Below are 19,070 nucleotides of genomic sequence, written 5' to 3' on the forward strand. Positions count from 1 at the left end.
AAAACAACAAAACCGAAGAATAACCTACTTTATCCACCGGCTTTATAAAGAATTCAAATGTATTTTTCTAACTTAACCTATTTATTGAAGCTGAAGCTTCTCTGTCTTACCTTCTGTTTCTACTTGAAATTGAATATTGGAATTTAAAGATCCCTTGGGTACGGTTAAGATGATTCGAGCAGGTTGATCATATTGAAATAAACGATCTTTACTAGGTCTAACCAAGACTTGTACTTTACTTGAATCGATAGGTTCTACAGAAAGAATGGCCATATTATAACCATAATATTCTCGATCAGCAAATTGAATGTAGACTAGATCCTCTCGATCCCAGTTGGCATAGCGATTAATAGACCCTGGATGAGCTTCTTTCGTATAGAACCAAACACCTGATGTTGATTGAGCAGGAACATTGTAATAGTTAGCAGATACTTGTTTAAACTTGAGTAGCTTTTTTTCTTTGGGTTTAGGTAAGGGTTCGTCAGGCTTTGCAGACTGAGGTGGTTTGGTTTCATTTTCATCTACTTGGGTATTACTTTGATTGGTTGTTCCTTTTGCATCTTCGGGTGTCTCACTTTGAACGGTTGTTGGTTTCGCCTGTCCTTTTTCTTTTTCCGGTGTATCTTCTTCTGTACTACATCCAGTAACAAGGAACATCATGAGGTAAAGAGCTATGCTCCAGATGAATATTCTCATCTAAAATACCCTCCATTTCACTCAACAAATCAACCATGCTGTTTAAGCAAAAAGATCACTCAATATCATTGAATTTATTAACTCTATATGGGCATTAGTAACACAATGATACAGATCCCGTCGGGGCGCTGTTTTTCTGTCTCGCTCTCGTAGCGGATCCGCAAAAGTTGCTTGCCAGAGAAACATCACCCCTCCTAGGTTCATTCGATCAAGCCACTTGATTTCAATCCATTAAAAAAGATAACCCTATGTTCCATTGGAAGCATAGGGTGCCAAGCTTAAGTATTAAGCATAAACCAAATGACACCAATGATAAAGAAAATCAACGCAATGGATCCTAAAATTTTAGGAAGATATTTCATAACACTCCCCTGCCTATTCCTATTTTAACGTAGTTCTGCTACTGTCACTCCTGAACCACCCTCACCTTGAGAACCTAAGCGGAATGATTTAATACTTGGATGACTTCTAAGAAAATCTTGAACTCCAGAACGTAATGCCCCTGTACCTTTCCCGTGAATTAAAGAGACTTGTTTATATCCAGCTAGAATAGCATCATCTAAGTATTTATCAATCTCTAGAATCGCTTCGTCTACCATTTGTCCACGTAGATCAAGTTCAGGTCTTACATCATCGGATTTACGCTTTACAGAGGATGTGGCCTTAGGCATGGTTGCCTTATGAGTCGATTCTCGTTTTTCTAATTCATCTCGTTTCACTTTCATTTTTAGAAAGCCAACTTGAACTTGAAATTCGTCCTTACCCAGCACTTCAACAACGGTTCCTTTTTGATTCACTCTCAAAACGAATACATCGTCCCCTACCTCAACTTTATGCTTTTTTAAAGAGTCTGTTTGAATCTTTCGGGGGACTTGTAATTCTGGAACCGCCTCACCCAAGCGTTTTTTAGCTTCGATCAATTGATGTTCCTTAATCGCTTGTGGTCTCTCTTTAGCCCATTCTCTCAATTGTTTAAGCACTTCTTCTGCTTCTCTTTGTGCTTTGGAAACAATCAGTCGAGCTTCTTCTCTAGCTTTTTCTCTGATTTGAGCTTTTTCCTCTTCCCAGAGATGAAGCCGTTGTTGTAACTCTTTATACAAATGCTCTGCTTCTTGGTGAAGTCGCTCTGCTACACGCCGATCTTCTTCGGATTTTTTGCGATCAGCTGTTAATGAAGTAATCATGTCCTCTAATTGATTTTCTTCACTTGAGAGCTGTTTCTTTGCCTCATCGATAATTTGTGTAGGTAAACCAAGACGACTTGAAATAGCAAACGCATTAGAACGACCTGGAACACCGATTAGTAAGCGATACGTGGGTCGTAGTGTTTCTACATCAAATTCTACACTCGCATTCAACGCCCTTGGATGGGAGTGGGCAAATAATTTTAACTCACTATAATGAGTAGTCGCAACAACTGTACAACCTTTGTTCATCACATGTTCAAGGATCGCTATGGCTAAAGCCGCACCTTCTGTCGGATCTGTACCTGCCCCTAACTCATCAAAAAGTACTAAGCTTTGGTCATCGATTTGCTTTAAAATTCGTATAATGTTTGTCAAATGACCTGAAAAAGTACTGAGATTCTGTTCAATACTCTGCTCATCACCAATATCAGCAAAAACGCCACTGTATACAGGCATCATACTCTCTTCTTCGGCAGGGATCGGAAAGCCAGATTGTGTCATTAAAGCAAGAAGTCCAATCGTTTTTAGGGTAACTGTTTTTCCACCCGTATTGGGTCCAGTGACGATGATCGCCTTCTGATTTTCTCCCATTTCCACATCGATCGGAACCACTTGCTCACTAGGAATTAGTGGATGGCGAGCTTTTTTTAATTGCATCGAGAAATCTGTAGTAATGATTGGGCAAACAGCTTTCTTAGCATAACCAAACCTTGCTTTAGCAATAATGAAGTCAACTTCAGCTAGGATCGCAATATTTTGCTCTAACCATTCTGTTTCCTCGGCCACTTTCCCTGTTAATTCTGCCAATATTCGTTCTAATTCTTTTTCTTCTGCAAGCTCTTGTTCACGTAACTGGTTATTTAACTGCACGACTGCTTCTGGTTCTATAAATAATGTAGCTCCCGATGCTGACTGATCATGAACAATTCCACCAAATGATTGTCGATATTCTTGTTTGACAGGGATTACATAACGATCATATCGTTGGGTAATAATCGCTTCCTGCATCATCTTTTGATAATGAGAACTGCGTAACATCTGATTTAATGTTTGATTCACTTTTTGACGAATTCGAGTTATTGAATGACGAACCTTTGTAAGGATCGAACTAGCTTGATCTTTTACCACTCCTTGATCATCAATCGCATTTTCAATTGTCTTCTCAAGGTGTTCCAAGCTTTCAATTTGCTCTGTATATCCTCGCAAGATAGGAAGTGTTGCCTGCTCTATTTCAACTTGCCTTAATGATGATTTTAACTTTCGACCTGCGGCAAGTGTACTGGCAATATCAAGTAGCTCAGACTCTGTCAAGATCCCTCCGATTTTGGCTCTACGAATCGATGGACCGATTTGTCTGATTCCTCCAAGAGGAACATCACCTTTAAGCCGTAAAAGATCCATTCCTTCAGCAGTTGCTTTTAATCGCTCTTTCACTTCTTCAAGCGAAGCAGAAGGAACCACTTCATCTACTTTTTCTTTTCCTAACAAAGAGGAAGCTTGTTGTTTTAACATCTCTTTCACGTGATTAAATTCCAACGTGTTTAACGTCCATTGTTCCACGTATACAACCCCTCTTATAAAAAATCCTTATCTATTATACCATGTTCCTTTTTTAGTACATGAATTTTTCATGAAGTTGAATTGATTTGTACAAAATAACGATGGTGATCATCATTTAAAAAGAGGGATAACCATGATTGGACAACATCTAGTCCGTTTTGTTGTTTGTTTTACAGTGTTTGTCCTCATCGAAAAGATCATCCCACGTTTTTCTTTTGGTCATTTATTAGATATCGCTATTCTTTCTATAGCTATCACCTTAGTGGGATGGTTACTTGAAGTGTTTCTGGGTGGGACTCTTAATCCTTTTGCTCGCGGTCTCATTGCCATTACTTTAACGGTCTTGGGGTTAATCAGTACCTCTATAATGGTTCAAGAAGCAAATATTACTTTACTAGGGATAGTGACCGCCTCTTTATGGGTGGGGGTCATCGACTTTTTTGTTCCTGTGAAAGGACGATATTTAGCCAAATAAAAACTCGAGCCTTCCCTTACGATCGGCTCGAGTTTTTTTATCTTTATTTCATAAAAATATGTTTGCCTATTCTCTTTATTTGCGGGCGGCTCCAGATCCATTTGGAAGTCGCTCTGTCTGGATTAAAGTAATAAACTGCTCCCCCCGAAGGATCCCAACCGTTCAACGCATCTCTGGCAGCTTTTTTAGCACTTTCACTTGGTTGTAACCAGATTTGTCCATCCGCCACTGCTTCAAAAGCTAAAGGCTGGAATACAATCCCCGAAATTGTATCTGGGAAATTTTCACTCTGCAATCGATTCAAGATCACTGCACCGACTGCGACCTGACCAATATAAGGTTCGCCTCGTGCTTCAGCATGAATCGTTTGTGCTAATAAGGTAATATCGTTTTGACTTAATCCTTTGGAAGATTTGGGAATCGTTGTTTTGTTTTGAGGCGCTGGCTTTTTTACCGCTGATTTTGAATATGGGTTGTAATTTTGAGTCGCTTTACGTAATTTAGTTAAAGTGTCTGGTCCCGCAGTTCCATCTACCTTCAATCCAAAACGATACTGAAAAAGTCGAACAGCTAAATAGACACGATGACTGTATTTTCCATCGATCTCCCCTGTATAAAATCCAAGAAACTTTAATCGCCCTTGAAGATCTAATACATCATTACCTTGTGATCCTGGCTTTAGAATCAGGCTAGCTTTTTTGGGAGGTGGTGATGAAGGACGCCAATGCTTTGTCGCCTTCCATAATTTCAACTTCGTTTTTGGACCAACAACACCATCAATCTTCAATCCAAACCGATATTGAAAAAGTCGGACCGCTTTATATACTCGATTTCCAAACACACCATCGATCTTTCCTGTATAAAAACCGAGCAATTTGAGTCTTCCTTGCAACTCATACACATCTCCACCCCGTGCTCCCTGTTTGAGAATCTGCTTGCCAAACGGATGGATAGCTTCCATGGATGAAGTTTGTGCCACGACCACCCCTTCTTGAACTGAACTGATCAAACCGGTCCAAGCAAGTGTAAAAGCAGTTAGGATTAGAACCATTTTTTTTCTTCGCATGGAAAACAACCCTTTCTCAGGTTGGTATTCTGATGTTATTATGCGAAGTTTTTGCTCCTCTATTCCTTTAGATTTTTGATTTAAGTCTCTTTTTTAATTCAACTAAAGGCAAAGTATTAATCACATCTTCTTTTTCCAGCCATCCTCTTTGTGCTGTGTAAATGCCAAATGGAATGACTTCTAGCCCTTCAGTGGAGTGAGCATCAGAATTAATCGTAAAGTTTAACCCATATTCTTCTTTTCCTCTTTTTAACAACTCATCGTTTAAATCAAGGCGGTGTGGATTTGCATTTAATTCTAGAATGGTTCCTGTATCTGTAGCTGTTTGAAAGATCTGATCCATGTCTACCTGATATCCGTCTCGCCGTAAAAGTAAACGTCCCGTTGGATGTGCGATAATATCGACATAAGGATTTTCCATTGCCTTCACAATTCGTCGTGTCATGGTTTGCTCATCTTGTTTAAAACTACTATGAATCGAGGCGATCACTAGATCCATCTGTTGCAAAATTTCATCAGGAAAATCTAATGTACCATCAGGCAAAATATCCATTTCAGTTCCTTTTAAAATAGTGAAACCTTCCATCTTTGCATTGATGCGGTCTATCTCCTCCCACTGTTCTTGCAGGTCCCGAATCGTGAGTCCATTTGCGATCTTTAAAGATTGGGAGTGATCGGTAATTGCAATATATTCATAGCCTTTCTGTTGTGCAGCTTCAGCCATTTTTTGTATACGATCTGCGCCATCACTATACAAAGTATGCATATGTAAGTCACCACGATAATCAGTCTTTTGAATGAGAATGGGGAGCTCATGATGCTCAGCTCGTTCGATCTCACCACGGTCTTCACGTAATGTAGGGGGAATGAAAGGAAGTTGGAGATGTGCAAAAAAAGACTCTTCATCACGAAAAGTTATTGTATTCTCTTGCTCGGGATGATAAACTCCATATTCACTTACTTTCCAACCAAACTGCTTGGCACGTTGGCGAATTCGAACGTTATGCTCTTTTGAGCCTGTAAAATGATGAAGGGCACTCGCAAACTGTTCAGGACTTACCAATCGAATATCGATCGATATTTCAATTCCCTCAACTTTAACAATCACACTCACTTTCGTTTCTCCTTGGTTCACAATCTCCAAGATTTCAGGCAAGGATGCAATCCATTCCCCCACCTCGATCGGCTTTGTTGTAGCGACTACATAGTCAATATCTTTGATCGTCTCTTTCTGTCTTCGGATACTCCCAGCCAACTCGAACTGGTCAATCCACTCGTTCCCTTCAAAATACTCAGTGAATCGTTGGGCTACAATTAACGCTTCATGTAAAAGCCTTCGTTCAGGTCTGCTCTGATATTGAGAGATCGCCTCTAAAATTTTCTCTTCTTTTTTCGCACCAAAACCAGACAAGGAGCGAATCTTCTGTTGTTTAGCTGCTACTTGTAACTCTTCGAGATTCGTAATATTTAACTCTTTATATAAGGTGTAAATAGACTTGGGTCCTAACCCTGGTAATTGTAATAAATCAGGAAGCTTTGGAGGTAATTTCTGTTGAAGCTCCTCCAATTGACTGGAACGTCCAGTTTGTAAAATCTCTTCAATGACACTTGCTGTTCCCTTCCCCACACCTGGCAGTTCCTCTAACTTTTCCATCTCCGATACTGATTGGCGGCTGTTTTCCACAGATCGTGCTACTCTTCGATAGGCATTCACTTTAAAATGATTTTCTCCACTTAACTCCATCAAATTAGCTAATGAGTGCAAAATACCCGCAATTTGTTTATTGTTCATTTTTGTCTCCTGAAAATTTTTTCTCTAACAATTCTCTTATATTATCCATTAAACTAGCACATTCCATCACTCTGAAAAAGAATATTAAAAAGACTCCTCTTCCGAATAAGTATATAATTATTAAAGTTATGTAGTTTAAGAAAAGAGAGGATGGGGTTTCCTTACAGCATCTGTTCGTTGTTAACAAAATAGTTTTTCCATTAAATCCTAGGGTTGGTATATAAATGAAATATAGAGTCCCGTTAATTTTATCAATCTTCAGCAGTGTTTTAGTTCTACTATTTCTCGTATTTCAATGGTCAATTGTTGACATCATAACACCATTTTTGATGATTCCCTTGTGGATGGTGTTATCCGGTTTTTTTATCCTTGTTACTGTAATAGCTTTAATTGTTTTATTTAAGAGTAAAAATTGGAAACCTATCGCGGTTCAAGCAATAACTATCTCGCTATGGCTTTTCTTTCCATTTAATCAGATCATACTGGATTTAGACTTCAAAATGAACAAGTCTGAAAGAGAAAAAGTCATCAAAATGGTGGAAAATCAGACCATTAAGCCTAATGTTTCTTATAACCCTTCTTTAATTCGATTGCCCAAAGAATATCAACATTTATCTAAAGGTGGCGGAGAAATTGTCTTAGAGAAAAATGGTAATGACTATTATATTTTCTTCTATACTTTTAGAGGTTTGATAGACAACTTCTCAGGTTTTGTGTATTCACCTAATGACAAAGAGCCAAATCCAGATGATTTTGGTGTGGACTTTATAGAAGTCGACAAGCTAGACAAGAATTGGTACTTTATATCAGCCACCTAAAAGAGCAACTAAACTAGTTGCTCTTTTACAATCATGTGATTTAGTGTACTGTATCTTCCAACCTGTCTTTTCATCTATTAGTAATTACTATACTTATTTCAAATACATTTTCTTGTCCAGTAACGCTCTTAACCCAGGGTCGTTGATAGACAAACCTTAACATTTTCCGACCTGGTTTAACTGCTTGAAAGATCCACTGATGGGTACTTTGTCCTCCACTTGTAGAATGATTAGGCACGATCTCCTCATGTTCTAACTTTACAATATCTATACGGGGTGTTATTTCTTCTAACCACGTATAGCCTGTGGATGGGTTTTCCGTTAACTTCAACTGAATTCGGTCTTGTAATTTTAATTGAATGGTTTTCCCATGATCTGTTTGGTTCAAGATAAGCATAGTGAAATCAACCTTAGTGATAGGTGATAGTTTGTTGCTTAGTTTGAAAATCTTCTCCTCGTTCGGCTCCTCCAAAGTCTTCCCCTAATTTTTGAAGAATTTCTTTCTTTACATTTACCAAAGCATCAGGGTTGTCAATCAAATCAGTGGCACTCCAAGCCTCTGAAAGCTTTAATTCTAAGTACTCATAAGGCAAATATCCATAACCATGATCACCCCAACTATCACCCCAAGAATTTTTAAACTTAAACAATTGGGTATCATCATTGTAACCAACGATACAGATCGCATGTCCTCCGATCTGGTTATCATTTCCTGGAAGTGGTATTTTTCCCGTTGCGTGTACTTCCTGTGTCATCCAATTTTGATAAACAGGAACCCCAGCTAAAAATGGTCCATTCGCAACTAAACTTCTTTTCATCGTTTCAACAGAATCTAACTTAGCAAAAGCCTTGATTCGGTATCGATTGGCATTTTCTTCAGCCCCTGGTTTAGGCTGACCTGGTTGCTTGGCCATATAAGGCCAATATTCCTCCAAGCATACGCCCGTTTTTTTCAGCACTTGCATGGCGATTCGAGGATAAGTACCTTCTTGATCAGGATTTCCGTCAATTTCCTTGCATTTCTGATACAAGAATCTTGGAGAAAGTGGAATAAAGCTGTGAAAATCCTTTTCTGCTTGATATTCTTTCACACCCACAACTGTAGCAAATCCTACACAAGTTCCTTCTGTACCTTGATCTCTAACTGGGCTCATTTGATCTGTATAATCTTTTTGTCGAGGAATCGTGAATGTCGGTAAAAAAGCAGACATGATCAGATCCCGTTTATCTTCAGGTGATGGTATAAAACCTAATCCTTTAACTTTAGCCATTCGTTTGCATCCTCCATATGGTGAGATTTATCACAATATGAGTTTGCTTATTTGGCTATATTTTATTCAAGAACTTAAGGTCTCAAAGTCAAAAGCCACCCTGTAATCGGATGGCTTCTTTCATATGTTGGATCTATTTTCCTTCATACACCTTGGTGAAAACAGACATAAATGTCTCTTTGAGATTAGGTGTGATCGCTAATAATCCTTGTGCGATACTTGAATCCCGAACCGCTTGTTGCCCAGTTTCCCATGGCATGATATGCAATACATTAATAATTACCACAGAAAACAATACAAACGAAATAACAGCGAGTAAAGCTCCTCCAGTTCGATTGAGCAAAGAGAGTACAGGTAAGGACGCTACTTGATTGAGCAGATTAGAGACAATGGTAATCGCAAATTTCGTTCCAAATAACAACACTAAGAACGCAACGATGGAGTAAACTGCTTTTTCAACTGGAAGAAGTGCCAACCATCCTTCTTTTGTAGAATCTGGTAAAGACCACCATTCGCTAAACACGACGGCTAGATCATTGGTAAATTGAAAAGCAACCCAGATCCCGATCAATAATCCAAACAGAGAAGCTGCTTGCATGACCAATCCCCGTTGAACACCTCGAAAAATGGAACCTGCCAACAAGAGTATAAACACTATATCTAGTAGATTCATTTCATCTCCTCATGGTTGATCATCTTCGATTAAATGCATCATCTCATCATAAACTTGCTTCAGTTCCAAATATTCATTTGCAATATTAACAGCTGACAGGACAGCTAAGCTTTTTATGTCTAATTTAGAGTTTTTATCAGCAATCTTTCTCATCATTTCATCGACATGGCTTGCTACCTGTCGAATATTTCCATGGCTTGCGCCAGAAATATGATATTGCTGTCCATAAATCTCGACGGTTAGAGCATCTTTATACATACCTAGCGCCTACCTCCCATGTAAAAATCCTATGTGGGTGGAGACTACTGTCTCAATTTCGCCTTAAATTGACTTTCTAGATGATCCACCACACCTTGGTGTATTCCCTGTATTTCTTCATCGGTAAGAGTTCGATCCATAGCCCGATAGATTAGAGAATAGGCTACACTTTTCTTACCTTCACCGATCTGTTCGCCAACAAAGACATCAAAAAGAGTTATAGACTTTAATAGTTCTCCAGCTGCTTCTCTAATCCCTTCTTCAATCTCACCGACTGGAATCTCTTTATCTACAATCATAGCTAAATCTCTCGTTACAGCCGGGAAACGTGGAATTGGTTGGTATAATAATTCGTCATTCATGGCTGCGAATAGCTCTGCTAAGTCAATCTGAAACGTCACTGTGTCTTCTAAATCATATTTTTTACATAGTTTCGGATGAAGCTGTCCAAAGACCCCGATCACTTTTTCTTTGACTATCATTTCTGCAGTGCGACCTGGATGATAACCAACTGGGAATGCTTCACGATACTGAACTTGATCCAGCCCTAGCCTTGCAAATAAGGCTTCAAGAATTCCTTTCGCCTCATAAAAGTGAGATGCTTCCTGCTCAGGTTTTTTCCAAATGGTGGTCTCTTGTGCACCCGTTAATAGACCTGCTAATTCCCAACGCTCTTCAGGTTGCTTCGTTAATATGGTCTCATCTGTTAAAAATGTTTTTCCTAATTCAAAAATCGCAACCCGTTCCTGGCCGTGATTCTGATTATATTCAGCCACTTTTATCATATGAGGCAACAAAGTGGTTCGTAACACAGAATGTTCATTGCTCATAGGTAATGCCAGTGAAACAGGGATGACTTCTGGATTTAAAGACTCAATCTCTTCATCGAGATGTGGGGATGTCAAACTATACGTAATAACTTCGTTAAGCCCCAAATCTCCGAGTGTCTTACGGATCACCCGACGTAGTTTTTGATGTTGGGTCAACCCTCCGGGTAATTGCTGTCCCCAAGGTAAAGTAACTGGTATTTTATCATAACCATATAAACGAGCTACTTCCTCGATTAAATCCACTTCAAGCGTTATGTCTGGACGACGGGTGGGAACTTGTACCTTATAAGTATCTTGATCCAACTCCACTTCAAAACGAAGACGTTGGAAAACATCTAATACTTCAGATTGCTCCAATTGGATTCCTAATACTTGAGACAGACGATCATGTCGTAATTTCACCCACATGTCCTCTACTTCATCCAAACCCTCACACTCAATGCTAGAGCCTACAGTACCTTCAGCAGTCTGTTGCAATAATTGAACAGCACGAGCCAAAGCAGGGAGAACCCGTTCGGGATCTGCTCCTTTCTCAAACCGACTACTCGCTTCTGATCGAAGTCCTAACTTCCGTGATGTTTTACGAACTAAAGCAGGGTCAAATAAAGCGGATTCAATAAGAACTGAGGTCGTTTGCTCTGTAACCTCTGAAGATTCTCCCCCCATCACTCCCGCGATCGCTAGAGGTTGTGTACCATCTGTGATCAGCAACATTTCGTCATCACAGGTGCGAGTCAATCCATCAAGAGTAACAACTTGTTCTTTCGCACAGGCACGACGAACCACAATTTGCCCCGATGAGATTTTCTCATAGTCAAACGCATGCAGAGGTTGTCCTGTTTCCATCATGACATAGTTGGTCACATCGACAATATTATTGATCGGTCGAATTCCCGCAGCAATTAAGCGGTTTTGCATCCATTGGGGGGACGTGCCCAATTGTAAATGGTGTACAACTTGAGCCGCGTAGAGGGGACAATCCTCTTCAGATTCCAGTCGAATACTTATCTCTGATCCTTCGCCCTCTTCAACATCTTGAATATATACATCAGGTAAACGAAGTTCCCGATCAAAAATCGCTGCTATTTCATAAGCAACACCGATCATTCCAAGACAGTCAGAACGGTTAGGTGTTAGCTCTAATTCAATCACATGGTCATTCAATCCTAAGTAATCTTTAATATCTTCGCCGATTTGAGCATCATTACCTAGAACCAAAATCCCTTCTGATTGCTCTTTCATTATCATTTTTTCGGGAAGTCCCAACTCTTTAGCTGAGCAGATCATTCCGCTGGATTCAATCCCTCTGAGCTTGGCTTTTTTAATTTTCATTCCTCCGGGCAATTTTGCTCCTACTAAAGCCACTGGAACCCGTTGGCCTTTAGCCACATTGGGAGCACCGCACACGATCTGCAATTGTTGCCCTTTACCTACATGAACAAGACAAACTTTTAAACGATCCGCTTCAGGATGTTGCTGAGTTGATAGTACTTCTCCTACAACTACTTGAGAGACTCCTGAATCTCGAGAATCGATTACTTCAACTTCAATTCCTGTTTGGTTCATCTTTGCAGCAATCTCTTCTGGAGAAATATCTTTCAAATCAACATATTGGGTTAACCACTCATAAGATACACGCATCCTTCAAACACTCCTCTCACTCAGATTTAAACTGGCGTAAGAAACGCAAGTCGTTATTATAAAAATGACGGATATCGTCAATGTTGTATTTTAGGATAGCGATTCGTTCCACACCAATTCCAAATGCAAAGCCTGTGTAACGCTCAGGGTTGTACCCTGTTCTCTCCAAAACACGTGGATGAACCATGCCGGCACCTAAGATTTCAATCCAGCCCTTAACAGGGTGATAAATATCCACTTCAACACTCGGCTCTGTAAATGGGAAATAACTGGGTCGTAAGCGCACTTTTGTCTCTTCACCGAAAAGTTTCTCAATCAGAGCCAGTAAGACCCCATTTAATTCACTCATTGACACACCACGGTCAACGACCAGTCCCTCAATTTGTGTAAATTGATGGGAGTGGGTAGCATCATCATCATCACGGCGGTACACTTTTCCAGGACTAATAATTCTAACAGGAACTTCTCCTTCTTTAGCTTCAAGGGTATGAATCTGTGTGGTTGAAGTATGTGTCCGCAATAGTAACTCAGGAGTGATATAAAACGAATCCTGCATATCACGAGCGGGATGATCTTTGGGTAAGTTGAGTGCTTCAAAATTGTAATAATCATTCTCCACTTCAGGGCCTTCAGCCACTTGAAATCCCATACCGATAAAAAAGTCCTCCAGCTCTTCAATGACGAGTTGAAGAGGATGAACAGACCCCACCTCCATAGGGATTCCAGGCAAGGTGACATCGATTTTTTCTGATTTTAGTTGTTCTTCAATCGCTTGATCTTCAAGATTTGTCTGTTTCTGAGAAATAGTTTCTTCTAATTCGGTGCGAACCTCATTGGCAAGACTTCCGATCCATGGACGTTCTTCAGGTGTTAATTTGCCCATTCCTCTCAATACAGCTGTTAATTCCCCTTTTTTTCCTAGATACTTCACTTTAAGCTCACGCAGATGATCTAGACTAGATACCTGGTCAATCGCAGTAAGAGCTTCCTCTTTTAATGACTGTAATCGTTCTCTCATTCAAAGCCGCTCCTTTCTATTTGTATGTATTAAAAAACACAAAAAAATCTCAAGCCCGAAAAGGGACGAGAGATTCGCGGTACCACCCTTCTTGAAAAACATATCTATAACTAGCAATGCTTTTCCACTTTCATCGAAATAACGGTCGAAACCGGTTCCCTCTACTATATAAATGATTTCAAGGGACAGCTCCAGAGCGAACTTCGACAGTCGTTTCCCTAAAGGCGCTTCCAGTCATGACACCTTCTCCCTGAAAGGGCGTACTGCTTACTCTTCTCTTTCATAGCTGATACAATATAAAAATTATTCTTTATTATAGCCAAGGAACAGCTAACTTGCAACCGTTACAAGTGCGGATAGCTTTGTCTGACACGCTCATATACTAGTATAGCATGTGTAATCGACACATTCAGTGATTCTGTATGACCTGGCATCGGAATCATCACCTCATCATCAATCCATGGCTGAAAACTTGGATCCACACCCCGACCTTCATTTCCAAGCACAATCGCTGACTGTTGTGGAAACGAATAGGCAAAATGAGGGGTTCCTGCATGAGGAGAAGTTCCCACAATCGTTACACCATGCTCTTTCAAACGACTTAAACCTACTTTGAGATCTAATTGGAGAATAGGCAATCGAAACACAGATCCCATCGCAGCTCGCACTACTTTTGAATTGAACGGATCTACGGTTCCTGCCCCCAACACAAAGCCAGACATCCCTGCCGCTTCCGCTGTTCGCAACATCGTTCCAAGATTACCAGGATCTTGAACAGCATCTACAACAATATATGTAGCTTCTGCTTGATTTGATACGACAAGATTCTCCCAAGACCATTGTGGCATGCTAACAACAGCAGCTACACCTTGAGGAGTTTCCGTTTCTACTATTCCCTTAAATAACTCAGAAGCTAATTCATAGATGGGTACATCTATGGAGAAACGTTGTAGAAAAGCGAGTACTCCCTCTCTTTTTTGTTGATCCAACAAAATCGCTGAGAACGATAAACCTGCCGAAGTAGCCTCCAACAATAGATGTTCTCCTTCAATCAATAACGATTGAGTTTGCAGTCTTCCTTTTTTAGTACGTAATTTTTTCCATTGTTTCAATTTCTCATTATTCGACGATTGAATTGAAATAATATTAGCCATCTCCATATGCCTTTTCTTGTAGTTTCTTTAAATCATCATTATGCCCGATCACGACTAGCATATCACCTTCATAGATGATATCTGTAGCGGCTGGAGCAATGTTAAATATATCCCCATTTTTAATCGCAATCACGTTACAGCCAAAGCGAGCACGAATATCTAGCTCTTGTAATGTTTTTTCATTAAAAAAGTCTCGTGCAATGATTTCAACAATACTGTAGTCATTGGAAAGCTCTACATAGTCTAAGATATTGGGGGAAATGAGATTATGTACCACCCGAACCCCCATATCACGTTCAGGAAAAACAACCCGATCTGCTCCAATTTTATATAATACTTTCCCATGTAATTCATTTTGAGCTTTCACTACAATTTTATTTACTCCCATCTCTTTTAAGATCAAGGTGGTTAATATACTTGACTGAATATCATTTCCGATTCCAACTACGATCACATCAAAATTTCGAATTCCTAAAGCTTTCAATGCTTTTTCGTCTGTAGAATCAGCCTCAACCACATGCGGAATAGACTGGGACAAGTCCTGAACACGCTGTGAATCTTGGTCGATCGCAAGCACTTCATATCCCATTGTGTCTAGGGTTTGGGCTACACTTGAGCCAAAACGCCCTAATCCTATGATGGCAAATGTCTTGCTCATGTTAGTGCCTCCGTTTATTATCTAAATTCATGTTCGGTTTCCTAAAAAATTTCATCCACACTTCTATCGCCATATTCAAGGATAAAGATCTAATTTCCGTACAAGCTAAACCTAAAAGGAGGTTTCTTCAATGAATTTTAATATCCGTGGTGCTGTGATTCACAACATCCATCAAATGAATGATCAGGAATTACAACAATTAGTCCAAGACTCGATCCAACAAGGAGACGAAAAACTACTTCCTGGATTAGGAGTCATCTTTGAAGTGATCTGGCAAAACAGTTCTACTCAAGAACAGGCTCAAATGATTGAAACTTTACAAGAGCGTTTATCTACGACTCAATAAAGGTGTTCATCCCTGATACTCTTCCCCTATTCTAACTAGTTTTTACTTGAATCACAATAAAGAGGATAAAAGAAAGCCTGCATTCCTTGTAGGATTGCAGGTCTCGTTTTCTTAAGCTCACTCTGTTTAAAATCAACCCTTACCAGTAATAACCTCCGAATCTGAAGCCCCCAAAGCCAAAGAAACAGATACACAAGAGGAACAGAATCACAAGAATACCGATGATGATCCACCAACAACCTCCAAAACCTAAACCCAAAGCACCATAACCACTCGCTTTGGTTACTTTGCTCACGGCTGCACTCTCCTTTCTAATATACATTCACAATCAATGTATGTAATTGAAAAGAGAGTGGTTGGACAAAAAACGGAGAGTATTCGCCTAAAATGATTATTTATTTGGGTTTGAAGCACGTGAAAGCCATAAAATAATCGTTATCAGAGTAAAAGCAGTGAGAGATAAAAACGGAATGGTAACAAAACCAAACCAATTAATATATTCAAAATTACAAGGCACTCCTACTTTACAAGGAACTGCAGAAGCTAAAGCTGGAATTTTCTGCTGTAGGTATTGAAACAGTGCAATGCAACCTCCAATCAACGTCAGAGGTAATACATATGTAATGATTTGACGATCATTACGATAACTGGCGATCCCTAAGATCACCACCAATGGATACATAAAAATACGCTGCACCCAGCATAATGTACAGGGTCCGAAACCCATAATCTCACTAAAGTATAGACTCCCCCCTGTTGCAAACAGGGCAATTAACCATGAAAAGTAGAGACCATACCTTTCTAATAACTCGGACTTAGCGGATGTTTGTGTACTCATTTTTTCGCTAACTCTTCTTCAATGACTTTTTTCAATTGCTCATAATCCATAGAATTATTCACAAATCTTCCGTTAACGTAAGCAGCTGGTACAGATTCCACAGGAACCTTCCGTGCCAATTGATTATCTTTTTCGACTACAGCTTTATATGTTCCATCTTTAAGATCCTTACTCAACTGCTCGACATTTACTTCTGGGATTTCTTTTTTAACAAAGTCAATAATGAACTCATGAGTCCACGAACCTGCTGGGTGATTCTCTTGATTCGCATACATCAGATGATGATACTTCCAAAACGCCTCAGGGTTTTGCTTAAAAATAGCTTCCCCTGCTTCTCCTGCTTGGAAAGAATCATTCATAAATTGAAAGTTCACAAAAGTAAATTGAACTTTACCCGTGTCAATATACTCTTTTTTCAACTGAGGATATACCTCGTCATTAAATAATTTACATGATGGGCATCTGTAGTCTCCAAATTCCATAATCTTAACTGGAGCATTAGCATCTCCCAGCGTAGGTTGTCCCTCGTAATCACTCTCACTAATTTTTGGAACAACTTCAGCTTGCTTTTCCTTAGCAGGATCATTACCCTCATCAGTCATCAAGGATGAAACTAGGGTAAAGATCCCAAAACCAACGATGAGTAACAAAATCGTACCAATCGTTAACGAACCAACATCAATCGAAGACTTCTTCTTTTTCGCCATGTTTTTCACTCCTTTTTACTCATGTTACAACAAAATGTGGCTCCTTTTCTAGAACATCTAAGGCAGTTCTTATACAACTGTGATTATTAATTCAAAATTTAATTCTCAACCCTATTCATTCCAGATCATCCACCGTTAAGCAACGAATCTCACTATCCTGTTTGATATGACTTAAGGATATGATGTATAATCTGGAGAACATAAAAAGCCTTAATCAAGGTGACTACCTTGATCAAGGCTTTTATTCCACGTACTGTTAGGAGAAAATACTTCTTAACATAATACCGATGATTCCAATATAGGCTAAAATAGGAATAAATAACATGTGTACAATATTAGCGATCGTTGCAACACGAGCGAGTGAGTGTTTCGTCTGTTTCCACGCACGCCTTCCTAGATAAATTCCAATGGGACTCACAATCAATGTCCAAATCCAGAGATGCATCCGCCCTTCGACTCCTGTGCCTGGTGTTGAGCTAAATACATCTACAATCCACATAATAAAACCAACCGTTGCAAGCACGATTGATACCATACTCCAGATTTGCTCTTCAAGTACAAAGGCAGATTTTCCATGATCCCTCTGAGTTGCTGTCATCTCTTGCTGTTGCACCCGTAGTCTCCCCCTTGTCCTTTGATGTAATTGGATATATTTACTAAATGAATAGTTGATTAACAATGGGAATATATCATAACCTTCACTTAATTACAATGTTTCATGTAGCATATCAGATTAGACTTATGAACAAACTTTGACTACACAAATTTGTAAACGCTTAACAGATATATGGAATAGAAAAGTGGTACAATAAATCCGATGTTAAAAGGATTAGCCTTTTAAGAGAACATTTACATGGTTATAAAAAACCATGTAACTCTCTCTATGTTTTCAAATAATATTGATCAGGACAAGGAGGACCTCCCATGAAATATCGTTCTATGCCTGGGATTGACTTACCTATTTCAGAGGTGGGATTTGGAGTTTGGTCTGTGGCTACTCCATGGTGGGGAGTCAAAGATGACGAACTAGCAAAAAAACTACTTCGTAGTGCGTATGAAGATCACGGGATGAATTTCTTTGATACTGCTGATGTGTATGGTCAAGGAAAAGGTGAAACCATCTTAGCTGACGCACTTGGAGATCTTCGTGATAAAATTGTCATTGCCACTAAGTTTGGCTACGATATTTATGCTAAACGAGCAGATCGTCACGGTGGTCATAGCGAACTGCCACAACGTTGGGACGCTGCATCCATTCGTAAATCTTGTGAAGAAAGTTTACAACGTTTGAAAACAGATTACATCGATCTCTTTCAAATGCATAATGCTCGAATGGAAGCAATCACTAGTGATGAAGTCTTAGAAACTCTCGAACGACTCAAAGAAGAAGGTAAAATCCGCTCTTATGGAGTTGCCTTGGGTCCTGATGTGGGTTGGAAAGATGAAGGACTTGCAGCGATTGAAAAAACACATATGGCTCAAATTATTAACAACTTGATTGAACAAGATCCTGCTCGGGAATTGATCCAAGCAGCCGAAAAACAAGGACGAGCCTTAGTCGCACGTGTTCCTCATGCTTCAGGTCTCCTTGATGGCTCCTATGATCCTGACAAGCACTTTGATAAAACAGATCATCGTAACCACCGTCCTGTTAAATGGATGCAAGCAGGCTTGGAAGCTGTTCGCGAATGGGGATTCCTGTATAAAGATACAGATCGCACCATTGGCCAAGCCGCCATCCTCTTCTCCTTAGCAAGCCCAGCGATCAAATCAGTCTTGCCAAACATCACAAGTGAAGAGAACTTACAAGAATTTGCGGCTGCTCCAGAGAAAACTCCGTTAACTGCTGATGAGATGAAAAAAGTTGAGGAACTTTGGGAATCTGGACAAAAAGAAGCCTTAAAACAACCTTTCTCCAACAGCAAAATTAAACCAACTCCAGTAGCAAACGCCTAATCGCTTATATACATAGCCTCCTTGAACCTTCAAGGAGGCTACTTTTATTCTCCAACTAACAATATTATCATAAAATAAAATAATTGCAAAAAACAAACATATCTGCTAGCAAAATCAGTTAAACTA

19 protein-coding genes, 2 pseudogenes and 1 other annotated feature are annotated in these 19,070 nt (G+C 39.6%); of the genes and pseudogenes, 4 read left to right on the forward strand and 17 right to left on the reverse strand.

Annotated features, from left to right (window positions below; translation table 11 throughout):
• Window positions 1-81: 81 nt before the first annotated feature.
• Together EDD58_RS01510 and EDD58_RS01515 are read right to left on the reverse strand one after the other, a co-directional pair.
• Window positions 82-696 carry a hypothetical protein gene (locus EDD58_RS01510; protein WP_131923073.1) on the reverse strand — a complete coding sequence of 205 codons (615 nt, stop codon included), beginning with the start codon at window positions 694-696 and terminating at the stop codon, window positions 82-84.
• 386 nt (window positions 697-1,082) lie between these two features.
• Window positions 1,083-3,443 (reverse strand): endonuclease MutS2, encoded by a 2,361-nt coding sequence (locus EDD58_RS01515; RefSeq protein WP_131923074.1) that lies wholly within the window; start codon window positions 3,441-3,443, stop codon window positions 1,083-1,085.
• A 133-nt stretch (window positions 3,444-3,576) separates the two neighbouring features.
• Between EDD58_RS01515 and EDD58_RS01520 the strand changes: the two genes are divergently transcribed.
• Complete coding sequence (locus tag EDD58_RS01520) at window positions 3,577-3,918, forward strand: hypothetical protein (protein ID WP_131923075.1); 342 nt, start codon at window positions 3,577-3,579, stop codon at window positions 3,916-3,918.
• A gap of 43 nt (window positions 3,919-3,961) precedes the next feature.
• Here EDD58_RS01520 and sleB read toward each other — a convergent pair.
• The 3 genes and pseudogenes from sleB to polX all read right to left on the reverse strand — a co-directional run.
• Window positions 3,962-4,603 (reverse strand): annotated as a pseudogene (gene sleB / locus EDD58_RS01525) (spore cortex-lytic enzyme); the annotation flags it as partial.
• A 78-nt stretch (window positions 4,604-4,681) separates the two neighbouring features.
• A pseudogene (locus EDD58_RS15315) lies at window positions 4,682-4,984 on the reverse strand (peptidoglycan-binding domain-containing protein); the annotation flags it as partial.
• 67 nt (window positions 4,985-5,051) lie between these two features.
• Entirely contained in the window at window positions 5,052-6,776 is a 1,725-nt protein-coding gene (gene polX, locus EDD58_RS01530; RefSeq protein WP_131923076.1) for a DNA polymerase/3'-5' exonuclease PolX, read from the reverse strand.
• A gap of 224 nt (window positions 6,777-7,000) precedes the next feature.
• Between polX and EDD58_RS01535 the strand changes: the two genes are divergently transcribed.
• On the forward strand, window positions 7,001-7,594 hold the full coding sequence (locus EDD58_RS01535; protein ID WP_131923077.1) for a hypothetical protein: 594 nt from the start codon (window positions 7,001-7,003) through the stop codon (window positions 7,592-7,594).
• A 70-nt stretch (window positions 7,595-7,664) separates the two neighbouring features.
• Here EDD58_RS01535 and EDD58_RS01540 read toward each other — a convergent pair whose 3' ends face one another.
• From EDD58_RS01540 to EDD58_RS01575, 8 genes are all read right to left on the reverse strand, one after another.
• Window positions 7,665-7,991 (reverse strand): protease inhibitor I42 family protein, encoded by a 327-nt coding sequence (locus EDD58_RS01540; protein WP_131923078.1) that lies wholly within the window; start codon window positions 7,989-7,991, stop codon window positions 7,665-7,667.
• Between the two features lie 13 nt (window positions 7,992-8,004).
• Window positions 8,005-8,865 (reverse strand): C1 family peptidase, encoded by an 861-nt coding sequence (locus tag EDD58_RS01545; RefSeq protein ID WP_131923079.1) that lies wholly within the window; start codon window positions 8,863-8,865, stop codon window positions 8,005-8,007.
• Between the two features lie 133 nt (window positions 8,866-8,998).
• Window positions 8,999-9,538: a CvpA family protein gene (locus tag EDD58_RS01550; protein ID WP_131923080.1), complete on the reverse strand. Its 540-nt coding sequence runs from the start codon at window positions 9,536-9,538 to the stop codon at window positions 8,999-9,001.
• Between the two features lie 9 nt (window positions 9,539-9,547).
• The gene (gene zapA, locus EDD58_RS01555; RefSeq protein ID WP_131923081.1) at window positions 9,548-9,796 is read right to left on the reverse strand and encodes a cell division protein ZapA; all 249 of its coding nucleotides are present in this window, start codon (window positions 9,794-9,796) and stop codon (window positions 9,548-9,550) included.
• 44 nt (window positions 9,797-9,840) lie between these two features.
• Window positions 9,841-12,267 (reverse strand): phenylalanine--tRNA ligase subunit beta, encoded by a 2,427-nt coding sequence (gene pheT, locus EDD58_RS01560; protein WP_131923082.1) that lies wholly within the window; start codon window positions 12,265-12,267, stop codon window positions 9,841-9,843.
• A 16-nt stretch (window positions 12,268-12,283) separates the two neighbouring features.
• Entirely contained in the window at window positions 12,284-13,285 is a 1,002-nt protein-coding gene (pheS, locus tag EDD58_RS01565; protein ID WP_131923083.1) for a phenylalanine--tRNA ligase subunit alpha, read from the reverse strand.
• 58 nt (window positions 13,286-13,343) lie between these two features.
• Window positions 13,344-13,578: a binding site (T-box leader), on the reverse strand.
• A 51-nt stretch (window positions 13,579-13,629) separates the two neighbouring features.
• The gene (locus EDD58_RS01570; protein ID WP_165875738.1) at window positions 13,630-14,439 is read right to left on the reverse strand and encodes a TrmH family RNA methyltransferase; all 810 of its coding nucleotides are present in this window, start codon (window positions 14,437-14,439) and stop codon (window positions 13,630-13,632) included.
• Window positions 14,432-15,097, reverse strand: a complete 666-nt coding sequence (locus tag EDD58_RS01575; RefSeq protein WP_131923085.1) for a potassium channel family protein — start codon at window positions 15,095-15,097, stop codon at window positions 14,432-14,434. Before EDD58_RS01575 ends, EDD58_RS01570 begins: the two co-directional genes overlap by 8 nt.
• 130 nt (window positions 15,098-15,227) lie before the next feature.
• Here EDD58_RS01575 and sspI point away from each other — a divergent pair, with 130 nt between their 5' ends.
• A complete protein-coding gene (sspI, locus tag EDD58_RS01580) occupies window positions 15,228-15,443 on the forward strand; it encodes a small acid-soluble spore protein SspI (protein ID WP_131923086.1) in 216 nt (71 codons plus the stop codon).
• A gap of 139 nt (window positions 15,444-15,582) precedes the next feature.
• Here the strand turns inward: sspI and EDD58_RS14710 are convergent, their stop codons facing one another.
• The 4 genes from EDD58_RS14710 to EDD58_RS01595 all read right to left on the reverse strand — a co-directional run bounded on the left by EDD58_RS14710 (window position 15,583) and on the right by EDD58_RS01595 (window position 17,601).
• Window positions 15,583-15,738, reverse strand: coding sequence for a hypothetical protein (locus EDD58_RS14710; protein ID WP_165875739.1), 156 nt, complete (start codon window positions 15,736-15,738; stop codon window positions 15,583-15,585).
• Window positions 15,739-15,834: 96 nt separating this feature from the next.
• On the reverse strand, window positions 15,835-16,281 hold the full coding sequence (locus EDD58_RS01585; RefSeq protein WP_131923087.1) for a disulfide oxidoreductase: 447 nt from the start codon (window positions 16,279-16,281) through the stop codon (window positions 15,835-15,837).
• Window positions 16,278-16,988 carry a DsbA family protein gene (locus tag EDD58_RS01590; RefSeq protein ID WP_131923088.1) on the reverse strand — a complete coding sequence of 237 codons (711 nt, stop codon included), beginning with the start codon at window positions 16,986-16,988 and terminating at the stop codon, window positions 16,278-16,280. Before EDD58_RS01590 ends, EDD58_RS01585 begins: the two co-directional genes overlap by 4 nt.
• A 256-nt stretch (window positions 16,989-17,244) precedes the next feature.
• Window positions 17,245-17,601, reverse strand: a complete 357-nt coding sequence (locus EDD58_RS01595; RefSeq protein ID WP_131923089.1) for a hypothetical protein — start codon at window positions 17,599-17,601, stop codon at window positions 17,245-17,247.
• A 311-nt stretch (window positions 17,602-17,912) separates the two neighbouring features.
• Between EDD58_RS01595 and EDD58_RS01600 the strand changes: the two genes are divergently transcribed.
• The gene (locus EDD58_RS01600) at window positions 17,913-18,944 is read left to right on the forward strand and encodes an aldo/keto reductase (RefSeq protein WP_131923090.1); all 1,032 of its coding nucleotides are present in this window, start codon (window positions 17,913-17,915) and stop codon (window positions 18,942-18,944) included.
• Window positions 18,945-19,070 lie beyond the last annotated feature (126 nt).

The sequence above is a fragment of the Hazenella coriacea genome (assembly GCF_004341825.1).
GTDB classification, from domain to species: Bacteria; Bacillota; Bacilli; order Thermoactinomycetales; family Thermoactinomycetaceae; genus Hazenella; species Hazenella coriacea.